The following is a 22,961-nucleotide window of genomic DNA, read 5'->3' as shown; positions in this document are numbered from 1 at the left end:
ACCCCAGCAGGACACCACCCCCTGGAAGGACGCCGGGCCGGGAGGCCGGGTGGGGTGCGGTTCGGAGGTTCTGATGGCCGGTGAAGGCGTGCGGGTGACGCCGGAGGAAAGCGTTCCGGCGTCGGGCGGCCTGGCGCCGGCGGCCGGGGGCGGGTCGGTGCCGACGTCGCCGACCGTGCGGTCCGTGTGGCGGGGCGGCCGGCTGATCGCGCTGCTCGGCCTGATCGTCGTGGCGGTCGCCACGGCCGTGGTGCTGCTCGGCCCCGACCGGGGCGCCCAGCGCTTCCTCGATCCGGAGGACACCTCGCTGCAGGGCTCCAAGGCGCTGGCCGAGCTGCTGCGGGCCAGAGGCGTCACGGTGGACCGGGTGGACTCGGCGGAGGCGGCCAGGGCCCTGGGCGGCGACCGGCTGCTGCTCGCCGCCGACACGACGTACGTGGACACGTCCGCCCTCGCCTCACTCCCCGGCGACCGGCTGATCGTGGGCTTCTACGACCTGCCGACGCTCGCCCCGAACGTCGACCCGGTGCCGGAGGCGGTGCGGGAGCGCTCGCGCGACCCCGAGTGCGCGCTGCCCGCCGCGACCGCCGCGGGGAGCGCCTACATCGGCGGGGTCGCGTTCGAGGTCCCCGACGGCGGCACCGGCTGCTACCCGTCGCATGAGGGCTCGACGCTCGTCAGCTTCCCGAACGGGTCCGGCACGACCACGGTCGTCGGCAGCGCCTCGTTCATGACGAACCTGCGCCTGGCCGAGGACGGCAACGCCGCGCTGGCGCTCAACCTGCTCGACACCGGCAAGCCCGTGACCTGGCTGGTGTCCCCTGACACCCCGCCCGCCGGCGACCTGGCGGGCACCGAGGGCCGGTCCATGTACGACCTCATGCCCGCGGGCGTCGGCTGGTCGCTGGTGATGGCGTGCGTGGCGGTGGCGCTGGTGGCGTTCTGGCGGGGCAGGCGGCTCGGCCCTGTCGTGGTGGAGCGGCTGCCGGTGGTGGTGCGGGCCGCCGAGACGGTGGAGGGCCGCGGCAGGCTCTACCGCGCCAGGAAGGCCAGGGCCAGGGCCGCCGACGCGCTGCGGGCGGGCGCGATCGACCGGCTGACGCCCCGGCTCGGGCTGGGCCAGGGCGCGGACAGCCGGGAAGTGGTGGCGGCGATCGCCGTACGGACGGGTGAGGACGCGCAGCGGGTCGGCGCCGCGCTGTACGGGCCTTCGCCGGAGACGGACGACGAGCTGGTCGCCCTGGCCGGATACGTGGACCACATCGAAAGGAAGGTCAGTGAGCTCTGAGCATTTCGCCCGGACGGCGGCCCCCGCGGACGCGGCCAGGGAGGCGCTGAGCGCGCTCCGGGCCGAGGTGTCCAAGGCCGTGGTCGGGCAGGACGCGGTGGTGACCGGGCTGGTCATCGCCCTGCTGTGCCGGGGACACGTGCTGCTGGAGGGCGTGCCGGGCGTGGCCAAGACGCTGATGGTCCGCACCCTCGCCGCGGCGCTGTCGCTGGATTTCAAGCGGGTGCAGTTCACCCCCGACCTGATGCCGGGCGACGTGACCGGCTCGCTCATCTACGACGCGAAGACGGCGGAGTTCGAGTTCCGCGAGGGCCCGGTGTTCACGAACCTGCTGCTCGCCGACGAGATCAACCGCACCCCGCCGAAGACCCAGGCGGCGCTGCTGGAGGCGATGGAGGAGCGGCAGGTGAGCGTGGAGGGCGCGGCCCGCCCGCTGCCCGACCCGTTCGTGGTGTGCGCGACGCAGAACCCCGTCGAGTACGAGGGCACCTACCAGCTCCCCGAGGCCCAGCTGGACCGGTTCATGGTGAAGCTGACGGTGCCGCTGCCGCCGCGTGACCAGGAGATCGCGGTGCTGGAGCGGCACGCGCTCGGCTTCGACCCGCGCGACCTGTCGGAGATCAAGCCGGTGGCGACGGCCGCCGACCTGGAGGCGGGCCGCCAGGCGGCGGCGCAGGTGCACGTCGCCCCCGAGGTGCTCGGCTACATCGTGGACGTCGCCCGCGCCACCAGGAACTCGCCGTCGCTCCAGCTCGGCGTCTCGCCGCGCGGGGCGACCGCGCTGCTGGCGGCCTCACGGGCGTGGGCGTGGCTGTCGGGCCGCGCGTACGTGACTCCGGATGACGTCAAGGCGCTGGCCAGGCCCGCGCTCCGGCACCGGGTGCAGCTGCGGCCGGAGGCGGAGCTGGAGGGCGCGACCGCCGACGGCCTGCTCGACGGCATCCTCGCCTCGGTCCCGGTCCCGCGCTGATGGCGCTGACGGGACGCGCCGGGCTGGTCGCGGCGCTCGGGATCGTGGTGGTGCTGTTCGCCCCGCAGCCCGGCCCCGCGCTGGCCGGGGTGTGCCTGCTGCTGGCCGCCGGGATCCTCGTGGACCTGGTGTTCGCGGGCGCGGTGCGGCCGCTGCGCTTCCACCGGTCGGGCGAGCGGCTGGTGCGGCTCGGGCAGCGGGCGACGGTGGAGCTGACGGTCGAGAACCCGGGGAGCAGGCGGGTGCGCGGGGTGCTGCGCGACGCGTGGCCGCCGTCGGCCGGGGCGGCGCCGCGCGAGCTGGCGCTGGACGTGCCGGCCGGCGAGCGCCGCAAGCTGGTGGTGACGCTCACCCCGACCAGGCGCGGCGACCGCGAGTCCGTGGCGGTGACCGTGCGCTCGCGCGGGCCGCTGGGGCTGGCCGCCCGCCAGGGCAACCACTACTCCCCCTGGTCCGTGCGGGTGCTGCCGCCGTTCCTGTCGCGCAAGCACCTGCCGTCCCGGCTGGCCAGACTGCGCGAGCTGGAAGGTCAGCATCCGGCGCTGGTGCGCGGGCAGGGCACCGAGTTCGACTCTCTGCGCGAGTACGTGATCGGCGACGACGTGCGCTCGATCGACTGGCGGGCCACCGCGCGGCGGCACGACGTGGTCGTGCGCACCTGGCGGCCGGAGCGCGACCGGCGGGTGCTGATCGTGCTCGACACCGGCCGCACCTCGGCGGGCCGGGTCGGCGCGGCGCCGATCCCGCTGGCCGGGGCGGTCGCGGACGGCCAGGGCGGGCTGCTGGTGCGTCCCGCACCGCGTCCCGAGCCCGGGTGGCCGCGGCTGGACTGGTCGATGGACGCGGCCCTGCTGCTGGCCGCGCTCGCCGCCAGGGCCGGCGACCGGGTGGACTTCCTGGCCTACGACCGGTCGGTGCGCGCCTGGCTGAGCGGCGCCTCCCGCACCGAGCTGCTGTCGTCGCTGGTCAACGTGATGGCGCCGATCGAGGCCGAGCTGGTCGAGGCCGACGCGCAGGGCATGGTGGCCGCGATCCTGTCCCGGGCCAAGCGCCGCTGCCTGGTGGTGCTGCTCACCGACCTGAACGGGGCCGCGATGGACGAGGGTCTGATGCCCGTGCTGCCCCAGCTCTCCTCGCGCCACCTGGTGCTGGTGGCGGGCGTGTCGGATCCGCGGGTGGCGGCGATGGCCTCCGGACGGGGCACGGCCGAGGAGGTGTACGACGCGGCGGCGGCCGAGCACGCCCGGCTGGAACGCCGGCGGATCACGGCCAGGCTGCGCCGCCACGGCGTCGAGGTGGTCGACGCGCCGCCCGACGACATCGCGCCCGCGCTGGCCGACCACTACCTGGCGCTGAAGGCCGCGGGCCGGCTCTAGCCGCTCGGGGCCACGTCGGGGGCGTCCTCCAGGTCACCGGTCTGGTCGTCGCGGGCCGCGCGGCGTCCGAACGCGATCACGTACCCGAGGAAGACCACCTCGGCGAGCACCCCGATGCCGACGCGGGCGGCGGTGGGGAGCCCGGACGGCGTCACGAACGCCTCGATCAGGCCCGACACGAACAGCACCACGACCAGCCCGAGCGCGACCGCCATCACCGCTCTGCCGTGCTCGGCCAGCACCTCGACGCGTCTGCGCGGACCTGGCGCGATGACGGTCCAGCCGAGCCGCATGCCGACGGCGGCGGCGAGGAACACGGCCGTGAGCTCCAGCAGGCCGTGCGGGGTGATGAGGCCGAAGAAGATGTCGAGCTTGTCCCTGGAGGCCATGAGTCCGCCCGAGATGCCGACGTTGGCGGCGTTCTGCCAGAGCACGTACGGAATCGGCAGGCCCAGGAGGACGGCGTAGGCGATGACCTGGAGCGACACCAGCGCGTTGTTGATCCACACGCGGTTGGCGAAGGACGCCGCGGGGTTCTCCGAGTAGTAGTCTGCGAAGTCGTGCTCGACCAGCTGGGTGATCGCCTCCTCGGTGGCGATCGAGGTCTGCACCCTCGGGTCGCCGGCCACCCACGCGCCGAGCGCCCAGGCCACCGCCACGAACGCCAGCGACGTGGCGAGCCACCACCAGCGCGTCCGGTAGGCCACCACCGGAAACGAGACCGTGAAGAAGCGGACGACCTCCCGCCAGGCCGGGTTGCGGGAGCCGGTGACGGCCGAGCGGGCGCGGGCGACCAGCGCCGACAGCCGGCCGGCCAGCATCGCGTCCGACGAGGAGGAGCGGACGATCGACAGGTGGGTCGACACCCGCTGGTAGAGGTCGACGAGCTCGTCCACCTCGGCCCCCGTCAGGGAGGAGCGGTGCTTGACCAGGTGCTCCAGCCGATCCCATGTCGGGCGGTGGGCCGAGACGAACGCGTCGATGTCCACGTGACCATTCTGGCCGCTCACGCGGGCGGTCATTGCCGTTAGGCTCCACATATGTCAGAGGTTGTGACCGGTGACGCCGTCGTCCTGGAGGTACGGGTAGCGCAGTTCCCCTCGCGCGCCCTGGCCTTCTTCATCGACTACGCCATCCAGATCCTGCTCCTGATCGGAGGGCTGAGCACGCTGCCGTACCTCGCGGCGTTCACCGATCCGGCGATGTTCGCGGCCGTGGTGACCCTGTTCCTGTTCCTGGTCATGGTCGGCTATCCGGTGATCTTCGAGACGGCCACGCGCGGGCGCAGCCTCGGCAAGCTGGCGCTCGGGCTGCGGGTGGTGAGCGACGACGGCAGCCCCGAGCGGTTCCGGCAGGCGCTGTTCCGCGGGCTCGCCGGGCTCGTGGAGTTCTGGGCCTTCTTCGGGGCGCCGGCGCTGATCTCCTCGCTCGTCTCGCAGAAGGGCAAGCGGCTGGGCGACCTGTTCGCCGGGACGATGGTGATCTCGGAGCGGGGGCCGCGCGACAACTCCGACGCCATCGTGATGCCGCCGCAGCTGGCGTCCTGGGCGGCGTCCCTGGAGCTGTCACAGGTGCCGGACGAGGTGGCGACGGCCGCCCGTCACTACATCCTGCGCTGGCATGACCTGTCGCCGCGGATCCAGTACGAGATGGGGGTGCGGATCGCCACGCAGATGGCGTCGTTCGTGTCCCCGGCCGCGCCGCCGGGGGTGCCGCCGCACGCCTACCTCAGCGCCGTGCTCGCCGAGCGCCGCCGCCGCGAGCAGGCCCGCCTGATGCGCCAGGCCGCGCCTTCCCCGTACGCGCCGCAGACCGGCCCGTACGGGCCCCCTCCCGTCCAGCCGGCCCCGTACGGGCCCGCTGCCGGTCCTCAAGGCGGGCCGAATCCGTACGGACCACCGCCGCCCGCTTCGGAGGGGACCGGCGGGTTCGCGCCGCCGCAGTGAGGGGCGCCGGCCCCGGTGAACCGGGACCGGCGCTGATGGTCGGGTCGTGGCCTAGTGGCGGCCCGAGCCTCCACCGGGGTAGGACTCCTGGGTCTGGACGTTGAGGATGTCGCTGCGGACGTGCGACGCTCCCTTGACCAGCGGGTCGTCGATCTTCAGCACGTCGAGGCCGTTGTCGAAGTCGGCCGCGTACACGTACCCGTTGTAGTAGTACGCCGACCAGACACCGCCGCCGCTGCCGTCGGCCTTCGGGCCGCGCTCGAAGTAGCCGAACTCGCGCGGGTTGGCCGGGTCGGTGAAGTCGATGAACGAGACGCCGCCCATGTACCAGGCCTGGACCATGATGTTCTTGCCCTTGACCGGGATCAGCGAGCCGTTGTGCGCCACGCAGTTCTCGGTGTCGGCCTGGTGCCGCGGGATCTTGAAGTAGCCCTGGAAGACGAGCTCGCCGCGGTGGATGCGGTAGATGGCGTCCGCGCCACGGTTCGGCCCGACGGTCTCGTTGCAGGTGGCCGCGCCGCCGCCGCCGAGCTCGTCGGTGAACAGCACCGTCCTGGCGTCGTTGGTGAAGGTCGCCGAGTGCCAGAAGGCGAAGTTCTCGTCCGTGGTCCTGGCGGTCACCTGCGGGTTGAGCCGGTCGCGGATGTCGAACAGCACGCCGTCACCCATGCAGGCGCCGGCCGCGATGTCCTTCTCCGCGTAGACGGTGATGTCGTGGCAGCCGGTGGTGGGCACGAGCAGCCCCGGCTGGGTCTCGTTGCCGCCGTCGGGGAAGACGACCGGCGTGGCGGCCACGTGCGCCTGCGTCGGGTTGCGCAGCGGCACCTTGATGATGGAGATCTTGTCGTGCGGGGGCTGGCAGTCGGGCAGGTTGGCCGCCGGCAGGTACGACGAGACGTAGACGTAGACGTTCTTGTTCCGGTCCCGGCCCTTGCCGGGCACCAGGGTCAGGGTGTGGGAGCCGCAGTCGGTCTCGACCGACTTGATGTAGCGCGGGTTGCGCTTGTCGCGGATGTCGAAGATCCGGACGCCCTCCCACGACTCCTTGATCGCGGCGCTCTGCCCGGTGCTGTTGCACGAGTCGTCGCTGCGGGAGCTGTCGACGGCGGCGAACAGCAGGTCGCCGTAGACGCTGAGGTCCATCTGGGCGCCGGGGCAGACGACCGAGCTGACGACCTTGGCCCGCTTCGGGTTCTTGATGTCGTAGATCGAGAATCCGCCGTAGTTGCCGACGTAGGCGTAGTCGCCCTGGAAGGCGATGTCGGTGTTGATGGTGCCGGCGAGCGGCGCCGGCTTGGGGATGTTGAGCACGTGGCTCACGTTCGGGCTGTGGACGATCGTGTCCGCGGGCGGGATGTCACCCGCGGTGGCGGGTAACGCCGTAAGGCTCAGGGCGACGGCTGCGCCTGCCGCGAGCAGCGTTCGGAACATACGGGACATGCAGAGAGCCTCCTTGGTCTCGTGTTTCCTCATGCCGAAGGCGGCGGGGCCCCGGTGAGGTCCCGCCGCCGACGGACGATCAGTGGTGGTGCCCGTGGTCCCGATAGGACTGCTGGGTCTGGGCGTTGAGGATGTCGAACTTCACGCCGTTGGCCTTGTTGGTCCGCGGGTCGTTGATCTTGAGGACGTCGAGTCCCAGGTTGAAGTCCGAGCCGTAGATGTAGCCGTTGTAGTAGTAGGCCGACCAGTGGCCGCCGCTGAGCGGGTTGGGCGCGTCGGGCCCGCGCTCGAAGAAGGCGATCTCCTGGGCGTTGGCCGGGTCGGTGAAGTCGACGACCGAGATGCCGCCCTGGTACCAGGCCTGGACCATGATGTCCTTGCCCTTGACCGGGATCAGCGAGCCGTTGTGCGCCACGCAGTTCTCGGTGTCGGCCTGGTGCCGCGGGATCTTGAAGTAGCCGCGGAAGGTCATCTGGCCGTCGGCGCCGATGTCGTAGTACGCGTTGGCGCCGCGGTCCGGCCCGATGGCCTCGTTGCAGGTCGCCCTGGTGCCGCCGCCGAGTTCGTCGGTGAAGATCACCCGCGAGCCGCTGTTGTTGAAGGTGGCGGAGTGCCAGAAGGCGAAGTTGGTCTCGTCGCGGACGGTCGCGGTCACCCTCGGGTTCTCCGGGTCACGGATGTCCATGAGGATGCCCTCGCCCATGCAGGCGCCGGCGGCGATGCCCTTCTCCGGGTAGGCGGTGATGTCGTGGCAGCCGGTGGTGGCCGACTTGCCGTTGGGGTACGAGCCGGGCACGCCGGGGAAGCCGCCGTCGGGGAACAGGTTCGGCGTGGCGATGACCGAGGCCGAGCCCGGGTCCCGCAGCGGGACCTTGACGATGGAGATCAGGTCGTGCGGCGGCTGGCAGTCGGGGAAGGCCGCGTTCGGGCTGTACGAGGAGATGTAGAGGTAGACGTTCTTGCCGCGGCGGTCGGGGACGAGCGTGTGCGTGTGGGAGCCGCAGTTGGTCTCGACGGACTTGATGTACCGCGGGTTCTTCTTGTCGCGGACGTCGAAGATCCGGATGCCCTCCCACGACTCCTTCACGGCCGCGCTCTGGCCGGTGCTGTTGCAGGAGTCGTCGTTGCGGGAGGAGTCGACGGACCCGAACACCAGGTCACCGTAGACGCTGATGTCCATCTGGCCGCCGGGGCAGACCACGGAGCTGACTACCTTGGTCTTCTTGGGGTTCTTGATGTCGTAGATCGAGAAGCCGTAGTAGTTGCCGACGTAGGCGTAGTCACCCTGGAAGGCCATGTCCGTGTTGATGTCGGCCAGGGCCTCGGGCTTGGGCACGTTGGTGACGTGCGTGATGTTCTGGCTCTTGACGATCTCGCCGGGAGCCGGGATGTCCGCAGCCTGCGCGGGAAGGCCGGCCATCACCAAGGTGAGGGCGGCCCCAGCGAGGACGAGGAACCTGCGGGTGGACGGCACGGGAGGTGTCCTCCTATAAAGGGGGCATAAATGGTGAAATTTTCACCCTTCAACTCCGCTCACGACCAGCACGCAATATGTCAAACATTAGAGCAGGTTGCCCTCTATTAATGATCACCATTCCCTCTTAGAATGCGACGTTCCGACCGAAACCGTCAGGAGGCTGAGTGCGCGCTGCGCTCGTCGTCGTCACCGGTGCCCTCACGATATTCGCCGTTTCCGGCTGCACCTCAGAGACTCAGGCCCCGCGCGCCGACTCGACGGCGCCGGTCATCGCCCCCGGCAAGCCCGGCGAGGAGGCCAGGACGCTCGCTCCGGGTGAGGCGGTCACCGCCGTGCCCCAGGCGAGCGCGAACGCGGCCGACGTCGCGTACGTCCAGGACATGATCGTCCATCACCAGCAGGCGCTCGACATGGCCATCCTGGCGCCGAACAGGGCGGAGTCGGCCAAGCTCAAGAGCCTCGCCTCGCGGATCAAGGACTCCCAGGGCCCGGAGATCCAGTGGATGCGCACCTGGCTGCAGCAGCAGGGCCAGCGGGTGCCCGACCACCACGCCGCGCACGACGGCATGGCCGGCATGGCCACGCCCGAGCAGATGGAGCAGCTGAAAGCGGCGTCGGGCCAGGCGTTCGACCGGCTGTTCCTGGAGCTGATGATCAAGCACCACGAGGGCGCGATCGAGATGTCGACCGAGGTGCTCAAGGGCGGCTCGCACCTGCGGATCGAGGAGCTGGCCAACGACGTGGGCGTCACCCAGCTCTCGGAGATCCGGCGGATGCGCGAGATGCAGGCGGCCGGTTAGCGCTAGGAGCCGCTGCGCCAGGAGTGGAGGTAGGACTCCTGGTCGCCGGTGAGCACGTCGATGCCGATGCCGGCGGCCACCAGCTTGAGCCTGGCCACCTCCTGGTCGATCTCCTGGGGTACGTCGTACACGCCGGGCGCCATCCCCGCCCGCTCGCGGGCGAGCCAGGCGACGGCGAGCGCCTGCGCGGAGAACGACATGTCCATCACCGCGGCCGGATGGCCCTCGGCGGCGGTGAGGTTGACCACCCGGCCCTCGGCGAGCAGCAGCAGGCGGCGGCCGTCGGGCAGGACGTACTCGTCGGTGTTGGGCCGGATCCCGCGGTGCACCTCGCTCGCCAGCTCGTCCAGCGCCCGCACGTCGATCTCCACGTCGAAGTGGCCGGCGTTGGCCAGGATCGCCCCGTCCTTCATGGCCGCCACGTGCGCGGCCGTGATCACGTCGCGGTTGCCGGTGACGGTGATGAACAGGTCGCCCGCCGGGGCCGCCTGCTCCATCGGGCGCACCTCGTACCCCTGGAGGGTGGCGTCGAGTGCCTTAACCGCGTCGATCTCCGTCACGATCACCCGCGCGCCCAGCCCCTTGGCCCGCTCGGCCACGCCGCGCCCGCAGTAGCCGAACCCGGCGACCACGACCGTGCTCCCGGCCAGCATGGTGTTGGTAGCCCGCATGATGCCGTCGAGCGTCGACTGGCCGGTGCCGTAGCGGTTGTCGAACATCCGCTTGGTCCGGGTGTCGTTGACCGCCACCATCGGGAAGCGCAGCGCCCCCTCGGCGGCCATCTGCCGGAGCCTGATGACGCCGGTGGTGGTCTCCTCGCACCCGCCCGACACCCCGTCGAGCAGGTCGGTGCGCTCGGTGTGGAGGATGTTGACCAGGTCGCAGCCGTCGTCGAGCACCAGGTCGGGCCGCACGTCGAGGGCCTGGTGGATGTGGCGGTAGTAGGTGGCCCGGTCGACGCCCGCCCTGGCGTGCACGGCCACGCCGTAGCCGCGCAGCGCCTCCGCCACGTCGTCCTGCGTCGACAGCGGGTTGGAGGCGGCCAGCGCGATCTCCGCGCCGCCCGCCTTGAGCGTGCCCATCAGCACCGCGGTCTCGGCCGTGACGTGCAGGCACGCGGCCACCCGCAGCCCGTCGAGCGGCCGCGCGGCGGCGAACCGCTCCCCGAGCGCGGTCAGCACCGGCATCGAACGGGCGGCCCACGAGATGTGCCGCTCCCCGCTCTCCCACAGATCCATGCAAGCCTTCAGACACCAAGGCTCCGGAGGGGCGCCCGCCCCTCCGGAGCATCGAACACGCCGGAGATCAGTAGCGGTAGTGGTCGGGCTTGTACGGGCCCTCGACGTGGACGCCGATGTAGGCCGCCTGCTCCTTGGTCAGCTGGGTGAGCTTGACGCCGAGGGCGTCGAGGTGCAGCCTGGCGACCTTCTCGTCGAGGTGCTTGGGCAGCACGTAGACGTCGATCGGGTAGTCCTCCGTCTTGGTGAACAGCTCGATCTGCGCGATCACCTGGTTGGTGAACGAGTTGGACATGACGAACGACGGGTGGCCGGTGGCGCAGCCGAGGTTCATCAGCCGGCCCTCGGCGAGCACGAGGATGGAGTGACCGTCGGCGAACACCCACTCGTCGACCTGCGGCTTGATGTTGCGCCGCTCGATGCCGGGGGTCTTGGCCAGGCCGGCCATGTCGATCTCGTTGTCGAAGTGGCCGATGTTGGACACGATCGCCTGGTGCTTCATCCGCGCCATGTGGTCGGCGGTGATGATGTTGAAGTTGCCGGTGGTGGTGACGAAGATGTCGGCGATGCCGACGACGTCGTCCAGCGTGGTGACCTGGAAGCCGTCCATGGCGGCCTGGAGCGCGCAGATCGGGTCGATCTCGGTGACGATGACCCGGGCGCCCTGGCCGCGCAGCGCGTCGGCGCAGCCCTTGCCGACGTCGCCGTAGCCGCACACCACGGCCACCTTGCCGCCGATGAGCACGTCGGTGGCGCGGTTGAGGCCGTCGATGACGGAGTGGCGGCAGCCGTACTTGTTGTCGAACTTGGACTTGGTGACCGAGTCGTTGACGTTGATCGCCGGGAACAGCAGCTGGCCGTTCTTGTGCATCTCGTAGAGACGGTGCACGCCGGTGGTGGTCTCCTCGGTGACGCCCTTGATGCCCTCGGCGATCCGGGTCCAGCGCTTCTCGTCGGTGACGGTGCGCTTGAGGAGGCCGATGATGACGTGCCACTCCTCGGGGTCCGCGTCGGTGGCGTCCGGCACGAAACCGGCCTTCTCGTACTCGGCGCCCTTGTGGACCAGGAGCGTGGCGTCGCCGCCGTCGTCGAGGATCATGTTGGGGCCGTCGGCGCCGGGCCAGGTGAGCGCCTGCTCGGTGCACCACCAGTATTCCTCGAGCGTCTCGCCCTTCCAGGCGAACACGGGCACGCCCTTGGGGTCGTCGGCGGTGCCGTCGGGGCCGACGACGACCGCGGCGGCGGCGTGGTCCTGGGTGGAGAAGATGTTGCAGCTCACCCAGCGCACCTCGGCGCCGAGCGCGACCAGCGTCTCGATGAGGACGGCGGTCTGGATGGTCATGTGCAGGGAGCCCATGATCTTCGCGCCGCGGAGGGGCTGGGAGGCCGCGTATTCACGGCGGATCGCCATGAGGCCGGGCATCTCGTGCTCGGCGAGCCGGATCTCCTTGCGGCCGAACTCGGCCAGTGAAAGGTCGGCGACCTTGAAGTCCATCTGCGTTACCCCTCGCGTCATCGTGTGGTCGCGGACGAGTCTAGGCGGCAGTCCGGCAAGGTCGCACCCCGAGACCCCGGAAGTTGACGTAAGAATGTAAGAATGCGAATCACGGAAGCGGCCAAGCGGCTCGGCATGTCCCCCAGGATGCTCCGCTACCGGGAAGCTCTCGGGCTGCTGCCACCGGTGCGCGGTCGCGGCGCGCACCGGCGTTTCGGCCCTGAGGAGCTCGCCGCCGTCGCCCACGCGGTGGAGCTGGAGAAGCGGTTCGACGTCTCACCGGCCGAGCTGGCGTTCGCGCTGCGCGCGCTCAGCGAGCCGGCCGTCGCCGCGAGCGTGCGCGAGCTGGGCGTGCGCATCGGCCGCATACAGGTGCCGCGCAGGGCGCTGGACTTCGAGAAGGAGAAGGCGCTGCGCCTGCTGCGAACCCCGGGTGCCGGCGATACGTCGAACAGGGCATGAAGGAGCTGCTGCTGGCCACCGTGCTGGCCCTCACCCCCGCGCAGACCGCCGCCGACGTCCAGGTCTACTTCTCCAAGGGGCACGGGGTGCCCGGCAAGGTCGTGCCGGTCACCAGGACCTCCCCGCACGCCGGCGTCGCCAGGTTCGCCGTCGAACAGCTCCTCAAGGGCCCCACCGCCGCCGAGCGGCGCCGCGGCCTGCACTCCGAGCTGACCGGCAAGCTCCGCGGCCGCTCCGACTGCGGCGCCGACTTCACGCTGAAGATCCGCAAGGGCACCGCCACGCTCCGCTTCTGCCGCACGGTCTGGGGCTCAGGAGTCGGCTCCGACGCCCGGGCGCTGCGTACGATCGAGGCGACGCTCAAGCAGTTCGCCACCGTCAAGAAGGTCGTGACGCTGGCCAGAGACGGCCGGTGCCTGTTCGACCAGACCGACTCGGGCAGGTCGTGCGTCACCGGCCACGAGTGACCGGTCAGACCGTGGGCGACACCTCACGGTCGAGGTCGGGCTCCAGGTAGATGACGCGGGCGATCGGCACCGCCTCGCGGATGCGCCGCTCGGCCTCGTCGATGCCCTGGGCGATCTCCGGCGCGGTGTCGGACCGCGTCACCGCGATCTTGGCGGCCACCAGCAGCTCCTCCGGGCCGATGTGCAGCGTCTTCATGTGGATGACGCGGTCGACCTGCGAGGAGGCTTCGAGCGCGGCGCGGATGCGGCCCTCCATCTCGGGGGCGGCGCTCTCGCCGAGCAGCAGCGACTTGGTCTCCACGGCCAGGATCACCGAGATGACGGCGAGCAGGGCGCCGATCATGAGGGTGCCGACGGCGTCCCAGATCGGGTTGCCCGTCACCACGGCCATCGTCACGCCGAACAGCGCGAAGATCAGGCCGAGCAGCGCGCCGAGGTCCTCCAGCAGGATGACGGGCAGCTCGGGCGCCTTGGACCGGCGGATGAACGCCATCCACCCCTGGTCGCCGCGGACCGCGTTGGCCTCGATGATGGCCGTGCGGAACGAGAAGATCTCGGCGATGATCGCGAAGATCAGCACGCCGAACGCCCAGCCGGGCGAGGTGAGCGGCTCCGCGTGGGTCAGCTTGTGATAGCCCTCGTACAGCGAGAACAGCGCGCCGATCGCGAACAGCACCACGGCCACCACGAACGCGTAGAAGTAGCGCTCGCGCCCGTAGCCGAACGGGTGCTCGCGGGTGCTGGCCCGCTTGGCCCGCTTGCCGCCCAGCAGCAGCAACGCCTGGTTGCCCGAGTCGGCGACGGAGTGGATGCCCTCGGCCAGCATCGACGACGACCCGGTGAAGGCCGCCGCCACGAACTTCGCGACCGCGATGGACATGTTCGCGGCCAGAGCCGCGATGATTGCTTTGGTTCCGCCGCTCGCACTCACCGGTCGTCTCCAGTCATACGATCACAAAGTCCTGGACGGATGGATCCTAGTGGGAAATCCGAGCCCTCAACTCCGTGATCGGCCGCACCGGGGTCGGGTCGACGCCGTAACCCAGCGCGAGATAGGTGCTGGCGAAATCCGTCAGCCCGATCAGCGAGGCCAGCCGCTCCAGCGGATGGTCGCCGTCGGACGCCAGCTCGGTGACCCGCACGTCGCGATCCTGCGCGACCCGTAGGACCGCCTCCCTCGTGCTGGTCACCCGGGGGTGCTCCTCCATGTCGCGCAGCAGCACCAGCCGGAGCGTCCGTGAGGAGGTGTCGGCGAAGATGTCGCGCTCGGCCAGCGGCCCGTCGAGCACCGCCACCTGGTTGTGGCCGGCCTCGGGCAGCTCGCCGGCCATCGCGGGATATTTGGCGTTCTCGTTCAGCCGGTGGGCGAAACGGGTGGCCGCCGCGGTGGCCAGCGGGGACGAGCCCCAGATCATCGGCACGGATTCGGCCAGGTCCATCGCCAGCGCCTTGCCGGGGTTGATGAACGAGTCGCTGGACGGCCGGCAGCGGTGCGCGATGTCTTCGAGCGTCCTGGCCACCCGCTCGTAGACCGTCGGCTCGGCCCGCACCAGCCTCAGCGAGGCGGCGGCCACCACCAGCGGGGTCGTCACGAGCCACAGGTCGGCCCTGGGCCGGCGGCCGGTGGGGATCGCCACATGGAGCGAGGACGACTGGACCGCCACCGCCTCCAGGGCAGACCCCGCGGGCCCGACCGCGAGGAGTGTGCAGCCGCGCCGCACCGCCTCGGCCGCCATGGCGAGCGTCTCTCCGGTCTCTCCCGACCAGGAGACGGCGATCACCAGGTCGGTCGCGCCCACCCAGCCGGGGAGCTGGTAGGAGCGCACCGTGACCACGGGGATCGGAGCGCCGGGCCCGCACACCGCGGCCAGGATGTCTCCCGCGAGGGCGGAGCCCCCCATGCCCGCGACCACGACCGCTCTCGGCCGCACGTTCGCGGAGAGGCGGTCGACGCCGGACTCGACCGCGCACCGATAGCCGGTGCGGACCTGGGCGGCGGAGTCGGCGACCGCGCGGAGCATGCCGCCGGGGTCGCCCTCGGTGAGGTGATGCGTGTCGTCGAGCCGCTCGGGCTCCCAGGTCACGGCTTCCTGGCCTCGTCGACGAGCAGGACGGGGATGTCGTCACGGACGGGATAGACCAGGCCGCAGCCGGTGCAGGCCAGCTCCTCGGCCTCGCCTTCGGCGCGGAGCGGCGCCTTGCACGCCGGGCACGCCAGGATCTCCAGCAGCCAGTCGTCGATCTTCACTGTTGAACCTCTCTCAGCAGGTCGAGGACCTCGTCCCGGACCGCCGTCATCGTGGTCTCGTCGGCCGCTTCGGCGTTGAGCCTGAGCAGCGGCTCGGTGTTGGACGCGCGCAGGTTGAACCACCAGCCGTCGCCGCTCACGGTGAGCCCGTCGAGCTCGTCGGCCTCGCCCCGGCCGCCGAACGCCGAGCGCACGCGGCGCACGGCCGCGTCCTGGTCGGCGACCGTGCTGTTGATCTCGCCCGAGGCGTGGTAGCGGGAGTAGGCGGACACCACCCGCGACAACGGGTCGGGCTGCTCGCCGAGCGCCGCCAGCACGTGCAGCGCGGCCAGCATGCCGGAGTCGGCGAACCAGAAGTCGCGGAAGTAGTAATGAGCGGAGTGTTCGCCGCCGAAGACGGCACCGGTGCGGGCCATCTCGGCCTTGATGAAGGAGTGGCCGACGCGGGTGCGGACCGGGTCGCCGCCGTGCTCGCGGACGATCTCCGGCACGCCGCGCGAGGTGATCAGGTTGTGGATGACCGTCGCGCCGGGGTGTTTGGCCAGCTCACGCACCGCCACCAGGGCCGTGATCGCGGACGGCGAGACGGACTCGCCGCGCTCGTCGACCACCCAGCACCGGTCGGCGTCGCCGTCGAAGGCCAGGCCGATGTCGGCGCCTTCCGCCACCACGGCCCGCTGCAGATCGACCAGGTTGGCCGCCTCCAGCGGGTTGGCGTCGTGGTTGGGGAAGGAGCCGTCGAGCTCGAAGTAGAGCGGGGTGAGGTCGATCGGCAGCCCGGCGAGGACCTCGGGGACGGTGTGGCCGCCCATGCCGTTGCCGGCGTCGACCACGACCTTGAGCCGCCTGATGCCCGACAGGTCGACGAGCGTGCGCAGGTGGTCGGCGTAGCCCGGCAGCAGGTCCTTCTCGATCAGCGACCCGGTGGGCGTGGCCGTGACGCCGACCAGCTCGGCCGCCCGGTCGCGGATCTCGGTGAGCCCGGTGTCGCCGCCGATCGGCACCGCGCCCGCGCGGCACATCTTCATCCCGTTGTACTGCGCGGGATTGTGGCTGGCCGTGAACATCACGCCCGGCAACCCCAGGCTGCCGCTGGCGTAGTAGAGCAGGTCGGTGGAGCCCAGCCCGGCGTGCACCACGTCGGCGCCGCGGGAACGGGCGCCCCGGACGAACGCGTCGGCCAGCACCGGGGACGACTCGCGCATGTCGTGGGCGAGGACCATCGACCGGGCGCCGGTCACCTCGACGAACGCCGCCCCCACGGCCTCGGCCACCGGCTCGTCGAACTCGTCGGGCACCAGGCCACGAACGTCATACGCCTTGAAGATCCTGGCGAGATCGCCCATCCAGCTCCGCCCCTAGGTCGTCACTCCGGCTAGAGCCGAGCCTACCGGTCGCGGTGCTGCTGGGCCGACCTCAGAACACGCAGGTGTCCGCGCCGCCCGACCTCGACTCCCTGGCCGACGGGCTCCCCCACGCCGGATCCGCTGGGCCTGGCCGCCTCCCTGACCGCGTTGGCCAGCGCTTCGAGATCGTCGGTGCTCGGTGTGGCGCCGTCGGTGGGCAGACGCACCACCTCCCAGCCGCGGGGTGCGGTGAGCCGCTCGGCGTGTTCGGCGCACAGGTCATAACAGTGCGGCTCGGCGTACGTCGCCAGAGGGCCGAGAACTGCGGTCGAATCGGCGTATACGTACGTGAGCGTGAAGACGGCAGGCTGACTGCAGGCGGTGCGGGAACAGCGGCGGACGGGGCTCACGGAGGGACCGTATCTGGTAAGGGGGCGGGACGCCACTATCTGAGCGCTCTTAAAAGGCGTGTCGCCACAATTCGGACAGCTGTCGCAGCCTTTCCACCTACATGCACCGATGCCGGTGTTCTTCGCCGGGGGCGGCTTACACTTGCCGTGTGACTAGCAAGCGCGGTCCTCGACGGCGCGACAGGCACGGCCGCGGCCTGCGCGGCCCGATCGCCCCTTCCTACGTTCCCATGGCCCGTGCCCGCAGCGAGCGCTTCGACGACCTGGTGCTCGACGCGGTCGACCGGCTCAGGCCGAAGTGGGGCAGGCAGCTGTCGTCGGTGGAGTTCGCGGTGGAGGAGGTGCCGCCGCTCAGCGAGCTGGGCGACGGGCCCGGCTTCGGCGCCGACCCGATCCCGCTCGGCCGCGCCGACACGGCCAGGGGGCAGGACCCGGCGTCCATCGTCCTCTACCGGCGCCCGCTGGAGGCCCGCGCCCGCGACCGCGACACGCTGGGCGCCCTCGTCCACGACACCGTGGTGGAGCAGGTCGCCTCCCTCCTCGGCCTGTCCCCCGAGACCGTCGACCCGGGCTACGACGAACGCCGCTGACAGCCGCGGCAGGTCAGGGGAGGACCGCACGGGGAGTGTCGGTGAGCGGCCGGAGCACGGTCCAGAGCCGGGCGGGGGCCAGGGGCTGAGCCGTGATCAGGAGACCGCTCCTGAGCCGCTCCTCCATCACCCGCCCCCCGTACACCCGTCCCGACACCGGCGTGACCACCACCGCGTACGCGCCCTCGCCCTTCAGCCGCACGTTCCTGGTCCGGTCCGCCGGCACCGCCACGTCGATCGGCGCGGGCGGTTCGCCGCTCTCCGGCACCACCTGCACCCGCACCTCCCCCGCGGCGCCCGGCGCGGTCAGCACCAGCCGGGAGCCGGCGCCGTTGGCGGCCACCGCGCTGCCCAGGTCGAGAGAGGGCGTGCCGGCGGTGAACGCCACGTCCGGCTGCCGCCCCGTACCCGTGATCACCACGCCCGCCACCACCGGCGCCGTCGAGGTGAGCACCAGGGCGGCCGACTCGCCGCCGATGCCGGTGGTCACGTCGAGCGGCAGCACGCTGCCCGCCGGCACGTCGACGGACTCCCTGCCGCGCATCGCGTACGCGGCGCCCTCGGTCACGGCCTTGATCGTCACGGTCGCGTCGGTCTCGCCGGGCGCGGCGACCAGCAGCTCACGACGCCCGCCGCCGCCGGGGACCGCGGGCACCACGACCTCGGTGGCCGGGGCCGCGGCCGGGGGCAGCCAGTCGACGCCGCCGGTCTCCAGCACCGCCCTGGCAGAGACCGCCAGCCTCCCGGTGAACGTCTTCACGCTGACCGCCATCACGTCGGCCGCGTCGGCCAGCGTGCGGAGGTCGATCTGGCGGTGCTCGCCGGGCTTGATCTCCAGCCCGAGGCCCCTTTCGCCGGAGACGGGCCCCTCCGCCGCGTACACCTCGACGTCGGCGAAGGCGGGCGCCTTGTCGGCGTTGACCAGGTGCAACGTGACGCGGGCGCGGGCGGGTCCCGGCCCGACGAGCCAGCTCTCGGCGGCGGGCTCGGCGCACCGCACCCCGGCCAGCCCGCGCCCGGTGCCGCTGGTCGTCCGCGTGATGTAGCCGGCCTCCAGTCCGCCCGGCCCGCTCACCGTGTACGGTTCCGCGTCCCTCATCGGCTCCCGTGACAGCGTCCCGGGCAGGTAGACGCTGACGTCCTCACCTCGTGTGGCGGGACAGGCCGCGGTCGCCGCCTCCACCGCCACCTTCCTCGGCTGCGCCTCCACCGGCCGCTCCGCCGCCGGCCTGGTCACGTACGCGACCCCGTACAGACCGGCGAGCACCCCCACCACCAGCAAGATCAGCCCGAACCGCCCGGCCGCGAACCTCCTCACACCCCACCCCCCAGCCGAGACCGACCGACCACCCACCGGGGGCCCACGACGCGCGCTCTCATCGGGCGCCTGCCAAGGCCGGGGACGGGTGGGAGGGCTCGGGGTCGGTGGCGGGGTCGCGGCGGCCGGGTGCGGCCAGCAGCAGCACGGCGAGGACCATCGCGCCCTGGAGCCACAGCCACGGGGTGTGCAGGAAGTGCGCGGGCGGAGGCTGGACGGGGGTGACCGTCTCGGCCACCCGCCACAGCCCGCCCGCTTCCGACAGGCTCATCCGCTGCAGCGACGGCTGCGAGTCCAGCGTCTCGGCCAGTCCGGCCGGCACCGGCGGGGCGATGGCGACCATGGCCACGCCCTGCTGGGCGAGCGTGGCGGCGTCCGTGCCGCCGCGCCCGCCGACGAGCCCTTCCGCGGCGGTGCGGACACGTGCGCGGGCCTCGGGGTCGGCGGGCAGTTCCGCCTCGCCGAGGAGCGGGGCCCGGCCGGGCAGCAAGGTGAACTCCGAACCGTTGACGAGCAGGATCCGCTCTCCGGGCCGCGCGTGGATCGCGGCCAGCGGGGGCGTCGGGTCGGGCACGTCCGATCGGAGCGGCCCGCGTACCCCCTGGACGACCCAGTGACCGGCGGCGAGCAGCGGCGCGCTGATCGCCACGGCGGCCACCAGCACCGCCGCCATCCGGCGCACCCCGCCTGCCGCACCCAGCGCGGCGAGGCCCGGCGCGCTCAGGCCCGCGAGCACGATCAGCGCGGCGGCGGCCAGTGCCAGCGGCACGCCGGGCCAGGCCGTCGCGCCCGACACGGTGATCCGGGCGATCACGACCGCCACCAGCATCGCGAACAGGGCGGCCGCCCACCCGGCGGCCACCGCCCGCCGCCGCCTGCGGGCGAGCAGGGCGGCGAGCCCCGCGGCGACCAGCCCGGCGGTCACCCAGAACGGCGGCACGCCGGGCCCGCCCGGGTTGAGCGCCAGCAGGGACTCCGGCCCGAGCCGGGCGTCGCTCAGCGCCGGGCCGTGCAGCCCGGCCTCCAGCAGGAGCCGGCCCGGGTCCAGCGCCTGGTCCACCAGCCACGGCAGCAGCAGGGCGACCGGCACGGCCAGCGCGATGCCCGCCGAGGTCAGGACGCCGGGCCGCGCCCCGCGCAGCAGCCAGGCCGCCGCCCCGCCCAGCACGGCGACCAGCACGTAGACGAGCGGCACGAACGCGGTCCCGACGGCCAGCAGCAGACCGAGCCCCCAGGCGGCGCGGCGCGACCGGCGCGGGTCCCCGAACAGCAGGTGCCCGCCGAGCACCGCGTAAGCGGGCAACAGCACATGCACCACCGCCGTCCCCAGCCGCCCGGCCGCGACCGCACCGGTCACGACAGGCAGCAACGCGTACGTCGCCGCAACCCACACCCGAACCGCCACCCCGGTACGAGTGACCGCCCCTTCTCCCCACCCGGCCGCGGAATCGGCGGCCCGGCCGGCCGCCCCGGTAGCGGTGGCCCGGCCCGCACGCCGCCCCGCCGGAGAAGCGGCAGCCGAACCCTCATCCTGAGCCCCCGACCCGGTATCGACGGCAGCTCCACGCCGCCCCCGCCGCCGCCTGCCCGGCTCGGCACCCGCAGGGCGGCCAGCGGCCGAAGTGACGTCCAGGGTCGAGGAGAGACCCCGGCGCGAAGAAGCACTCGCGGCCAGAGCCCGGTCGGAAGGCGAGGCGAGATCAAAACCCGAAGAACCCTCCGCAGCCGGGGAGCGGCCAGAGGATGAGATGAAATCCGGACCCGAAGAACCGTCCCCAGCCGGAGAGCGACCCGAGGACGAGGCGAAATCCGGACCCGAAGAACCGTCCCCAGCCGGAGAGCGACCCGAGGACGAGGCGAAATCCGGACCCGAAGAACCGTCCCCGACCGGGGAACGACCCCAGGGCGAGACGGGATCACGACCCGAAGAACCGTCCGCGACCGGGGACCGACCCGAGGACGAGAGGGGATCACGACCCGAGAAAGCATCCGCGACCGCCGAGCGACCCGAGGACGAGAAGGGATCACGACCTGAAGGACCGTCCGCGGCCGGAGAGCGGTCGGACGGGGGGTGTTTTGAGCGGCGGAGGAACGGGGGGCGGCCGGTTGGGTGGTTCGGGCGGCGGAGGAATGGGGGGAGGTCGGGGAGGGTGGTCAGGCGGCGGGTGGCGAGGTACGCGGACGCCCCCGCCAGGGGCACCGCGCCGAGGAGCAGCGCCGACACCACCGGACCCGTCTGCCCGAAGGCAGGCAGGGACAGCGCCGCCAGCACCGCCACGTACGGCGGCGCCCAGCCGGCGGAGCCGCCGGTGTAGAAGGCCCAGAGGTCGGCCGCGCTCCCGGTCACCGGGACGAGCGCCCCGCCGCCGAGCCGGTCTCCGCCCAGCAGGGAGCGCGAGGCCACCAGCGTGACCAGGGTGAGCGCCAGCACGAGCAGCACCCCCGGCCGGCCGAGGAAGCGCTTGACCGCGCCGCGGTCCTCCGGCGGGAGCTCGTCGGGGTCCTCCGGCTTGCCGGGGGCGGCGGCGTGGTGGTGCCGGCCGGCGGACTCGACCGGCCGGTCGCCGCTCAGGAAGCCGCGCACCATGTCGACCAGCCGCCGCAGCCCCGACCCTCTGGGCGTGAGCAGCAACCGGACTCGCGCGTACCCCTTCTTGCGCCCCGCCCGCCTGGCCCGCCGCGCCCGCAGCAGCCGCAGCGGGTGGATGAGGATGGACCCGAGCGCGACCAGCTCGTCCAGCGCGTTCGCGGGCTGCTTGCCCACCAGGAACAGCGACGTCCGTACGAACGAGCCGAGCACGTTCCTGACCAGCGCCCACAGCATGGTGCGGAACGGCAGGTTCGCCATGACGACGAAGATCGCGTTGCGCCGGTCCAGGCGGCGCGGGTGGTCGCCGCTGACCGTGATGCGCCGCCGCCTGCGTGCCGCCGCCTCGGCGTGCCAGGCGACGGCGTCGGTGACGGCCAGCACGCGGTGGCCCGCGTTCCGTACCCGCCAGCACAGGTCGAGGTCGTCGCGGAAGAGCGGGAAGAACGGGTCGAGCCCGCCGGCCGCCTCCCACACGTCGCGGCGGATCAGCATCCCGGCGGTGGACACCGACAGCGCCTCGCGGGTGCCGTCGTGCTGCCCCTGGTCGAACTCGTGCGGCTCCAGGCCGGTGTCCCTGCGGCCGGTGAGCCCGACGGTCACGCCGATCTCCAGCAGCCGCCGCCGGTCCAGCCAGTCGCGCAGCTTCGGACCCAGCACGGCGGCCTTGCGGTCCTGGCCGGCGGCGTACAGCAGCGCCTCCAGAGCCCGCCAGTCGGGGGCGCAGTCGTCGTGCAGCAGCCAGACCCACTCGTCCTCGACGGCGGGCAGGTCGCTCAGCGCCTCGGCCACGGCCTCGCCGAAGCCCGTGGACCGGGGCAGCCTGCGCACGTTGCCGGGGCCGAGCGCCTCCGTCAGCAGGTCGGCCGAGCCGTCGCGGCTGCCGTTGTCGACACCGACCACGCGGTCCGGGCGCCGGCTCTGGCCCAGCAGGCCACGCAGGGTCTCCCCGAGCCAGCGGGCCCCGTCGTGGGAGACGACGACCACGGTGACGTAGGGACGGGACATCAGGCTCCAAGGGGCGGATGATCGGCGGCGCTTACCCTACAGGCCGAACCGGGTCATCCACATGAAAAAGGGGCCACACGGGAACTCCCGTGTGACCCCTCCGTCCACATATCGCTAAACGGCCTCGCGCTTGATCCTTCTGCGCTCCCGCTCGGACAACCCACCCCAGATGCCGAAGCGCTCGTCGTGCTCAAGTGCGTATTCCAAGCACTCGGCACGAACCTCGCACGATCGGCACACCTTCTTGGCTTCTCTGGTGGAGCCGCCCTTTTCCGGGAAGAACGCCTCCGGATCAGTCTGCGCGCAGAGCGCGCGCTCCTGCCAGCCCAGTTCTTCAGCGTCAAGCTGATCTTGTGCGATGACCAAGTCGGTCACTGCACACCTCCCTGCCGCCCGCCCGCAATGGAGCCCCCCATGGAACGCCTTCCTTATTACCCACCCACTGGAAGGCGTAACAACATGGTTGTAATTACACGCGTGTGCTGTACGTGACGT

The 22,961-nt window shown here is 72.1% G+C and carries 21 protein-coding genes; 8 read left to right on the top strand and 13 right to left on the bottom strand.

Features of this window, described 5'->3' with window-relative positions:
- Positions 1 to 73 precede the first annotated feature (73 nt).
- Genes AB0K05_RS01920 through AB0K05_RS01910 form a run of 3 tightly spaced genes read left to right on the top strand, consistent with a single transcriptional unit; the run spans position 74 to position 3,634 of the window.
- A complete protein-coding gene (locus AB0K05_RS01920) occupies positions 74 to 1,288 on the top strand; it encodes a DUF4350 domain-containing protein (protein ID WP_364225723.1) in 1,215 nt (404 codons plus the stop codon).
- A complete protein-coding gene (locus AB0K05_RS01915) occupies positions 1,278 to 2,258 on the top strand; it encodes a MoxR family ATPase (RefSeq protein ID WP_148034225.1) in 981 nt (326 codons plus the stop codon). Before AB0K05_RS01920 ends, AB0K05_RS01915 begins: the two co-directional genes overlap by 11 nt.
- On the top strand, positions 2,258 to 3,634 hold the full coding sequence (locus AB0K05_RS01910) for a DUF58 domain-containing protein (protein WP_364225720.1): 1,377 nt from the start codon (positions 2,258 to 2,260) through the stop codon (positions 3,632 to 3,634). Before AB0K05_RS01915 ends, AB0K05_RS01910 begins: the two co-directional genes overlap by 1 nt.
- On the opposite strand, the gene AB0K05_RS01905 is transcribed toward AB0K05_RS01910, so the two are convergent.
- Positions 3,631 to 4,623, bottom strand: coding sequence for a stage II sporulation protein M (locus AB0K05_RS01905; RefSeq protein WP_364225717.1), 993 nt, complete (start codon positions 4,621 to 4,623; stop codon positions 3,631 to 3,633). The genes AB0K05_RS01910 and AB0K05_RS01905 overlap by 4 nt on opposite strands.
- Positions 4,624 to 4,674: 51 nt before the next feature.
- Between AB0K05_RS01905 and AB0K05_RS01900 the strand changes: the two genes are divergently transcribed.
- Entirely contained in the window at positions 4,675 to 5,580 is a 906-nt protein-coding gene (locus AB0K05_RS01900) for an RDD family protein (RefSeq protein ID WP_271276691.1), read from the top strand.
- A gap of 51 nt (positions 5,581 to 5,631) precedes the next feature.
- On the opposite strand, the gene AB0K05_RS01895 is transcribed toward AB0K05_RS01900, so the two are convergent.
- Entirely contained in the window at positions 5,632 to 7,020 is a 1,389-nt protein-coding gene (locus AB0K05_RS01895) for a hypothetical protein (RefSeq protein WP_148034228.1), read from the bottom strand.
- Between the two features lie 79 nt (positions 7,021 to 7,099).
- Positions 7,100 to 8,440: a hypothetical protein gene (locus AB0K05_RS01890; protein WP_364226709.1), complete on the bottom strand. Its 1,341-nt coding sequence runs from the start codon at positions 8,438 to 8,440 to the stop codon at positions 7,100 to 7,102.
- A gap of 221 nt (positions 8,441 to 8,661) precedes the next feature.
- Here AB0K05_RS01890 and AB0K05_RS01885 point away from each other — a divergent pair, with 221 nt between their 5' ends.
- Positions 8,662 to 9,297, top strand: a complete 636-nt coding sequence (locus tag AB0K05_RS01885) for a DUF305 domain-containing protein (protein ID WP_148034230.1) — start codon at positions 8,662 to 8,664, stop codon at positions 9,295 to 9,297.
- Positions 9,298 to 9,299: 2 nt separating this feature from the next.
- Here the strand turns inward: AB0K05_RS01885 and AB0K05_RS01880 are convergent, their stop codons facing one another.
- Entirely contained in the window at positions 9,300 to 10,535 is a 1,236-nt protein-coding gene (locus AB0K05_RS01880) for an adenosylhomocysteinase (RefSeq protein WP_364225712.1), read from the bottom strand.
- A gap of 67 nt (positions 10,536 to 10,602) precedes the next feature.
- On the bottom strand, positions 10,603 to 12,030 hold the full coding sequence (gene ahcY / locus AB0K05_RS01875; RefSeq protein WP_364225709.1) for an adenosylhomocysteinase: 1,428 nt from the start codon (positions 12,028 to 12,030) through the stop codon (positions 10,603 to 10,605).
- A gap of 102 nt (positions 12,031 to 12,132) precedes the next feature.
- On the opposite strand from ahcY, the gene AB0K05_RS01870 reads away from it, so the two are divergent.
- Together AB0K05_RS01870 and AB0K05_RS01865 are read left to right on the top strand one after the other, a co-directional pair.
- On the top strand, positions 12,133 to 12,492 hold the full coding sequence (locus tag AB0K05_RS01870; RefSeq protein WP_271276690.1) for a MerR family transcriptional regulator: 360 nt from the start codon (positions 12,133 to 12,135) through the stop codon (positions 12,490 to 12,492).
- Positions 12,489 to 12,959, top strand: a complete 471-nt coding sequence (locus AB0K05_RS01865) for a GerMN domain-containing protein (RefSeq protein ID WP_271276689.1) — start codon at positions 12,489 to 12,491, stop codon at positions 12,957 to 12,959. The genes AB0K05_RS01870 and AB0K05_RS01865 overlap by 4 nt, the downstream gene beginning before the upstream one ends.
- A 4-nt stretch (positions 12,960 to 12,963) precedes the next feature.
- Here AB0K05_RS01865 and AB0K05_RS01860 read toward each other — a convergent pair whose 3' ends face one another.
- From AB0K05_RS01860 to AB0K05_RS01840, 5 genes are read right to left on the bottom strand one after another with little or no spacing between them, the layout of a single operon-like run.
- Complete coding sequence (locus AB0K05_RS01860) at positions 12,964 to 13,890, bottom strand: cation diffusion facilitator family transporter (protein ID WP_364225704.1); 927 nt, start codon at positions 13,888 to 13,890, stop codon at positions 12,964 to 12,966.
- A gap of 46 nt (positions 13,891 to 13,936) precedes the next feature.
- On the bottom strand, positions 13,937 to 15,043 hold the full coding sequence (locus AB0K05_RS01855) for an SIS domain-containing protein (RefSeq protein WP_364225701.1): 1,107 nt from the start codon (positions 15,041 to 15,043) through the stop codon (positions 13,937 to 13,939).
- Positions 15,040 to 15,207, bottom strand: a complete 168-nt coding sequence (locus tag AB0K05_RS01850; RefSeq protein WP_219543568.1) for a Trm112 family protein — start codon at positions 15,205 to 15,207, stop codon at positions 15,040 to 15,042. Before AB0K05_RS01850 ends, AB0K05_RS01855 begins: the two co-directional genes overlap by 4 nt.
- Positions 15,204 to 16,553, bottom strand: a complete 1,350-nt coding sequence (locus AB0K05_RS01845; RefSeq protein WP_148034238.1) for a phosphomannomutase/phosphoglucomutase — start codon at positions 16,551 to 16,553, stop codon at positions 15,204 to 15,206. Before AB0K05_RS01845 ends, AB0K05_RS01850 begins: the two co-directional genes overlap by 4 nt.
- Positions 16,554 to 16,594: 41 nt before the next feature.
- Positions 16,595 to 16,963, bottom strand: a complete 369-nt coding sequence (locus AB0K05_RS01840; RefSeq protein ID WP_148034239.1) for a DUF3499 domain-containing protein — start codon at positions 16,961 to 16,963, stop codon at positions 16,595 to 16,597.
- A gap of 149 nt (positions 16,964 to 17,112) precedes the next feature.
- On the opposite strand from AB0K05_RS01840, the gene AB0K05_RS01835 reads away from it, so the two are divergent.
- Positions 17,113 to 17,553 carry a metallopeptidase family protein gene (locus AB0K05_RS01835; RefSeq protein ID WP_261808834.1) on the top strand — a complete coding sequence of 147 codons (441 nt, stop codon included), beginning with the start codon at positions 17,113 to 17,115 and terminating at the stop codon, positions 17,551 to 17,553.
- Positions 17,554 to 17,566: 13 nt separating this feature from the next.
- Here the strand turns inward: AB0K05_RS01835 and AB0K05_RS01830 are convergent, their stop codons facing one another.
- From AB0K05_RS01830 to AB0K05_RS01820, 3 genes are all read right to left on the bottom strand, one after another.
- The gene (locus tag AB0K05_RS01830) at positions 17,567 to 18,871 is read right to left on the bottom strand and encodes a DUF5719 family protein (protein ID WP_364225695.1); all 1,305 of its coding nucleotides are present in this window, start codon (positions 18,869 to 18,871) and stop codon (positions 17,567 to 17,569) included.
- 58 nt (positions 18,872 to 18,929) lie between these two features.
- Complete coding sequence (locus AB0K05_RS01825) at positions 18,930 to 22,466, bottom strand: glycosyltransferase (protein ID WP_364225692.1); 3,537 nt, start codon at positions 22,464 to 22,466, stop codon at positions 18,930 to 18,932.
- Between the two features lie 114 nt (positions 22,467 to 22,580).
- Positions 22,581 to 22,841 carry a WhiB family transcriptional regulator gene (locus AB0K05_RS01820; protein WP_185088496.1) on the bottom strand — a complete coding sequence of 87 codons (261 nt, stop codon included), beginning with the start codon at positions 22,839 to 22,841 and terminating at the stop codon, positions 22,581 to 22,583.
- Positions 22,842 to 22,961: the final 120 nt, after the last annotated feature.

This window comes from Nonomuraea sp. NPDC049486 (genome assembly GCF_040676925.1).
In the GTDB taxonomy this organism is placed as follows: domain Bacteria; phylum Actinomycetota; class Actinomycetes; order Streptosporangiales; family Streptosporangiaceae; genus Nonomuraea; species Nonomuraea ferruginea.
This window is presented reverse-complemented; position numbering and strand designations above follow the sequence as displayed.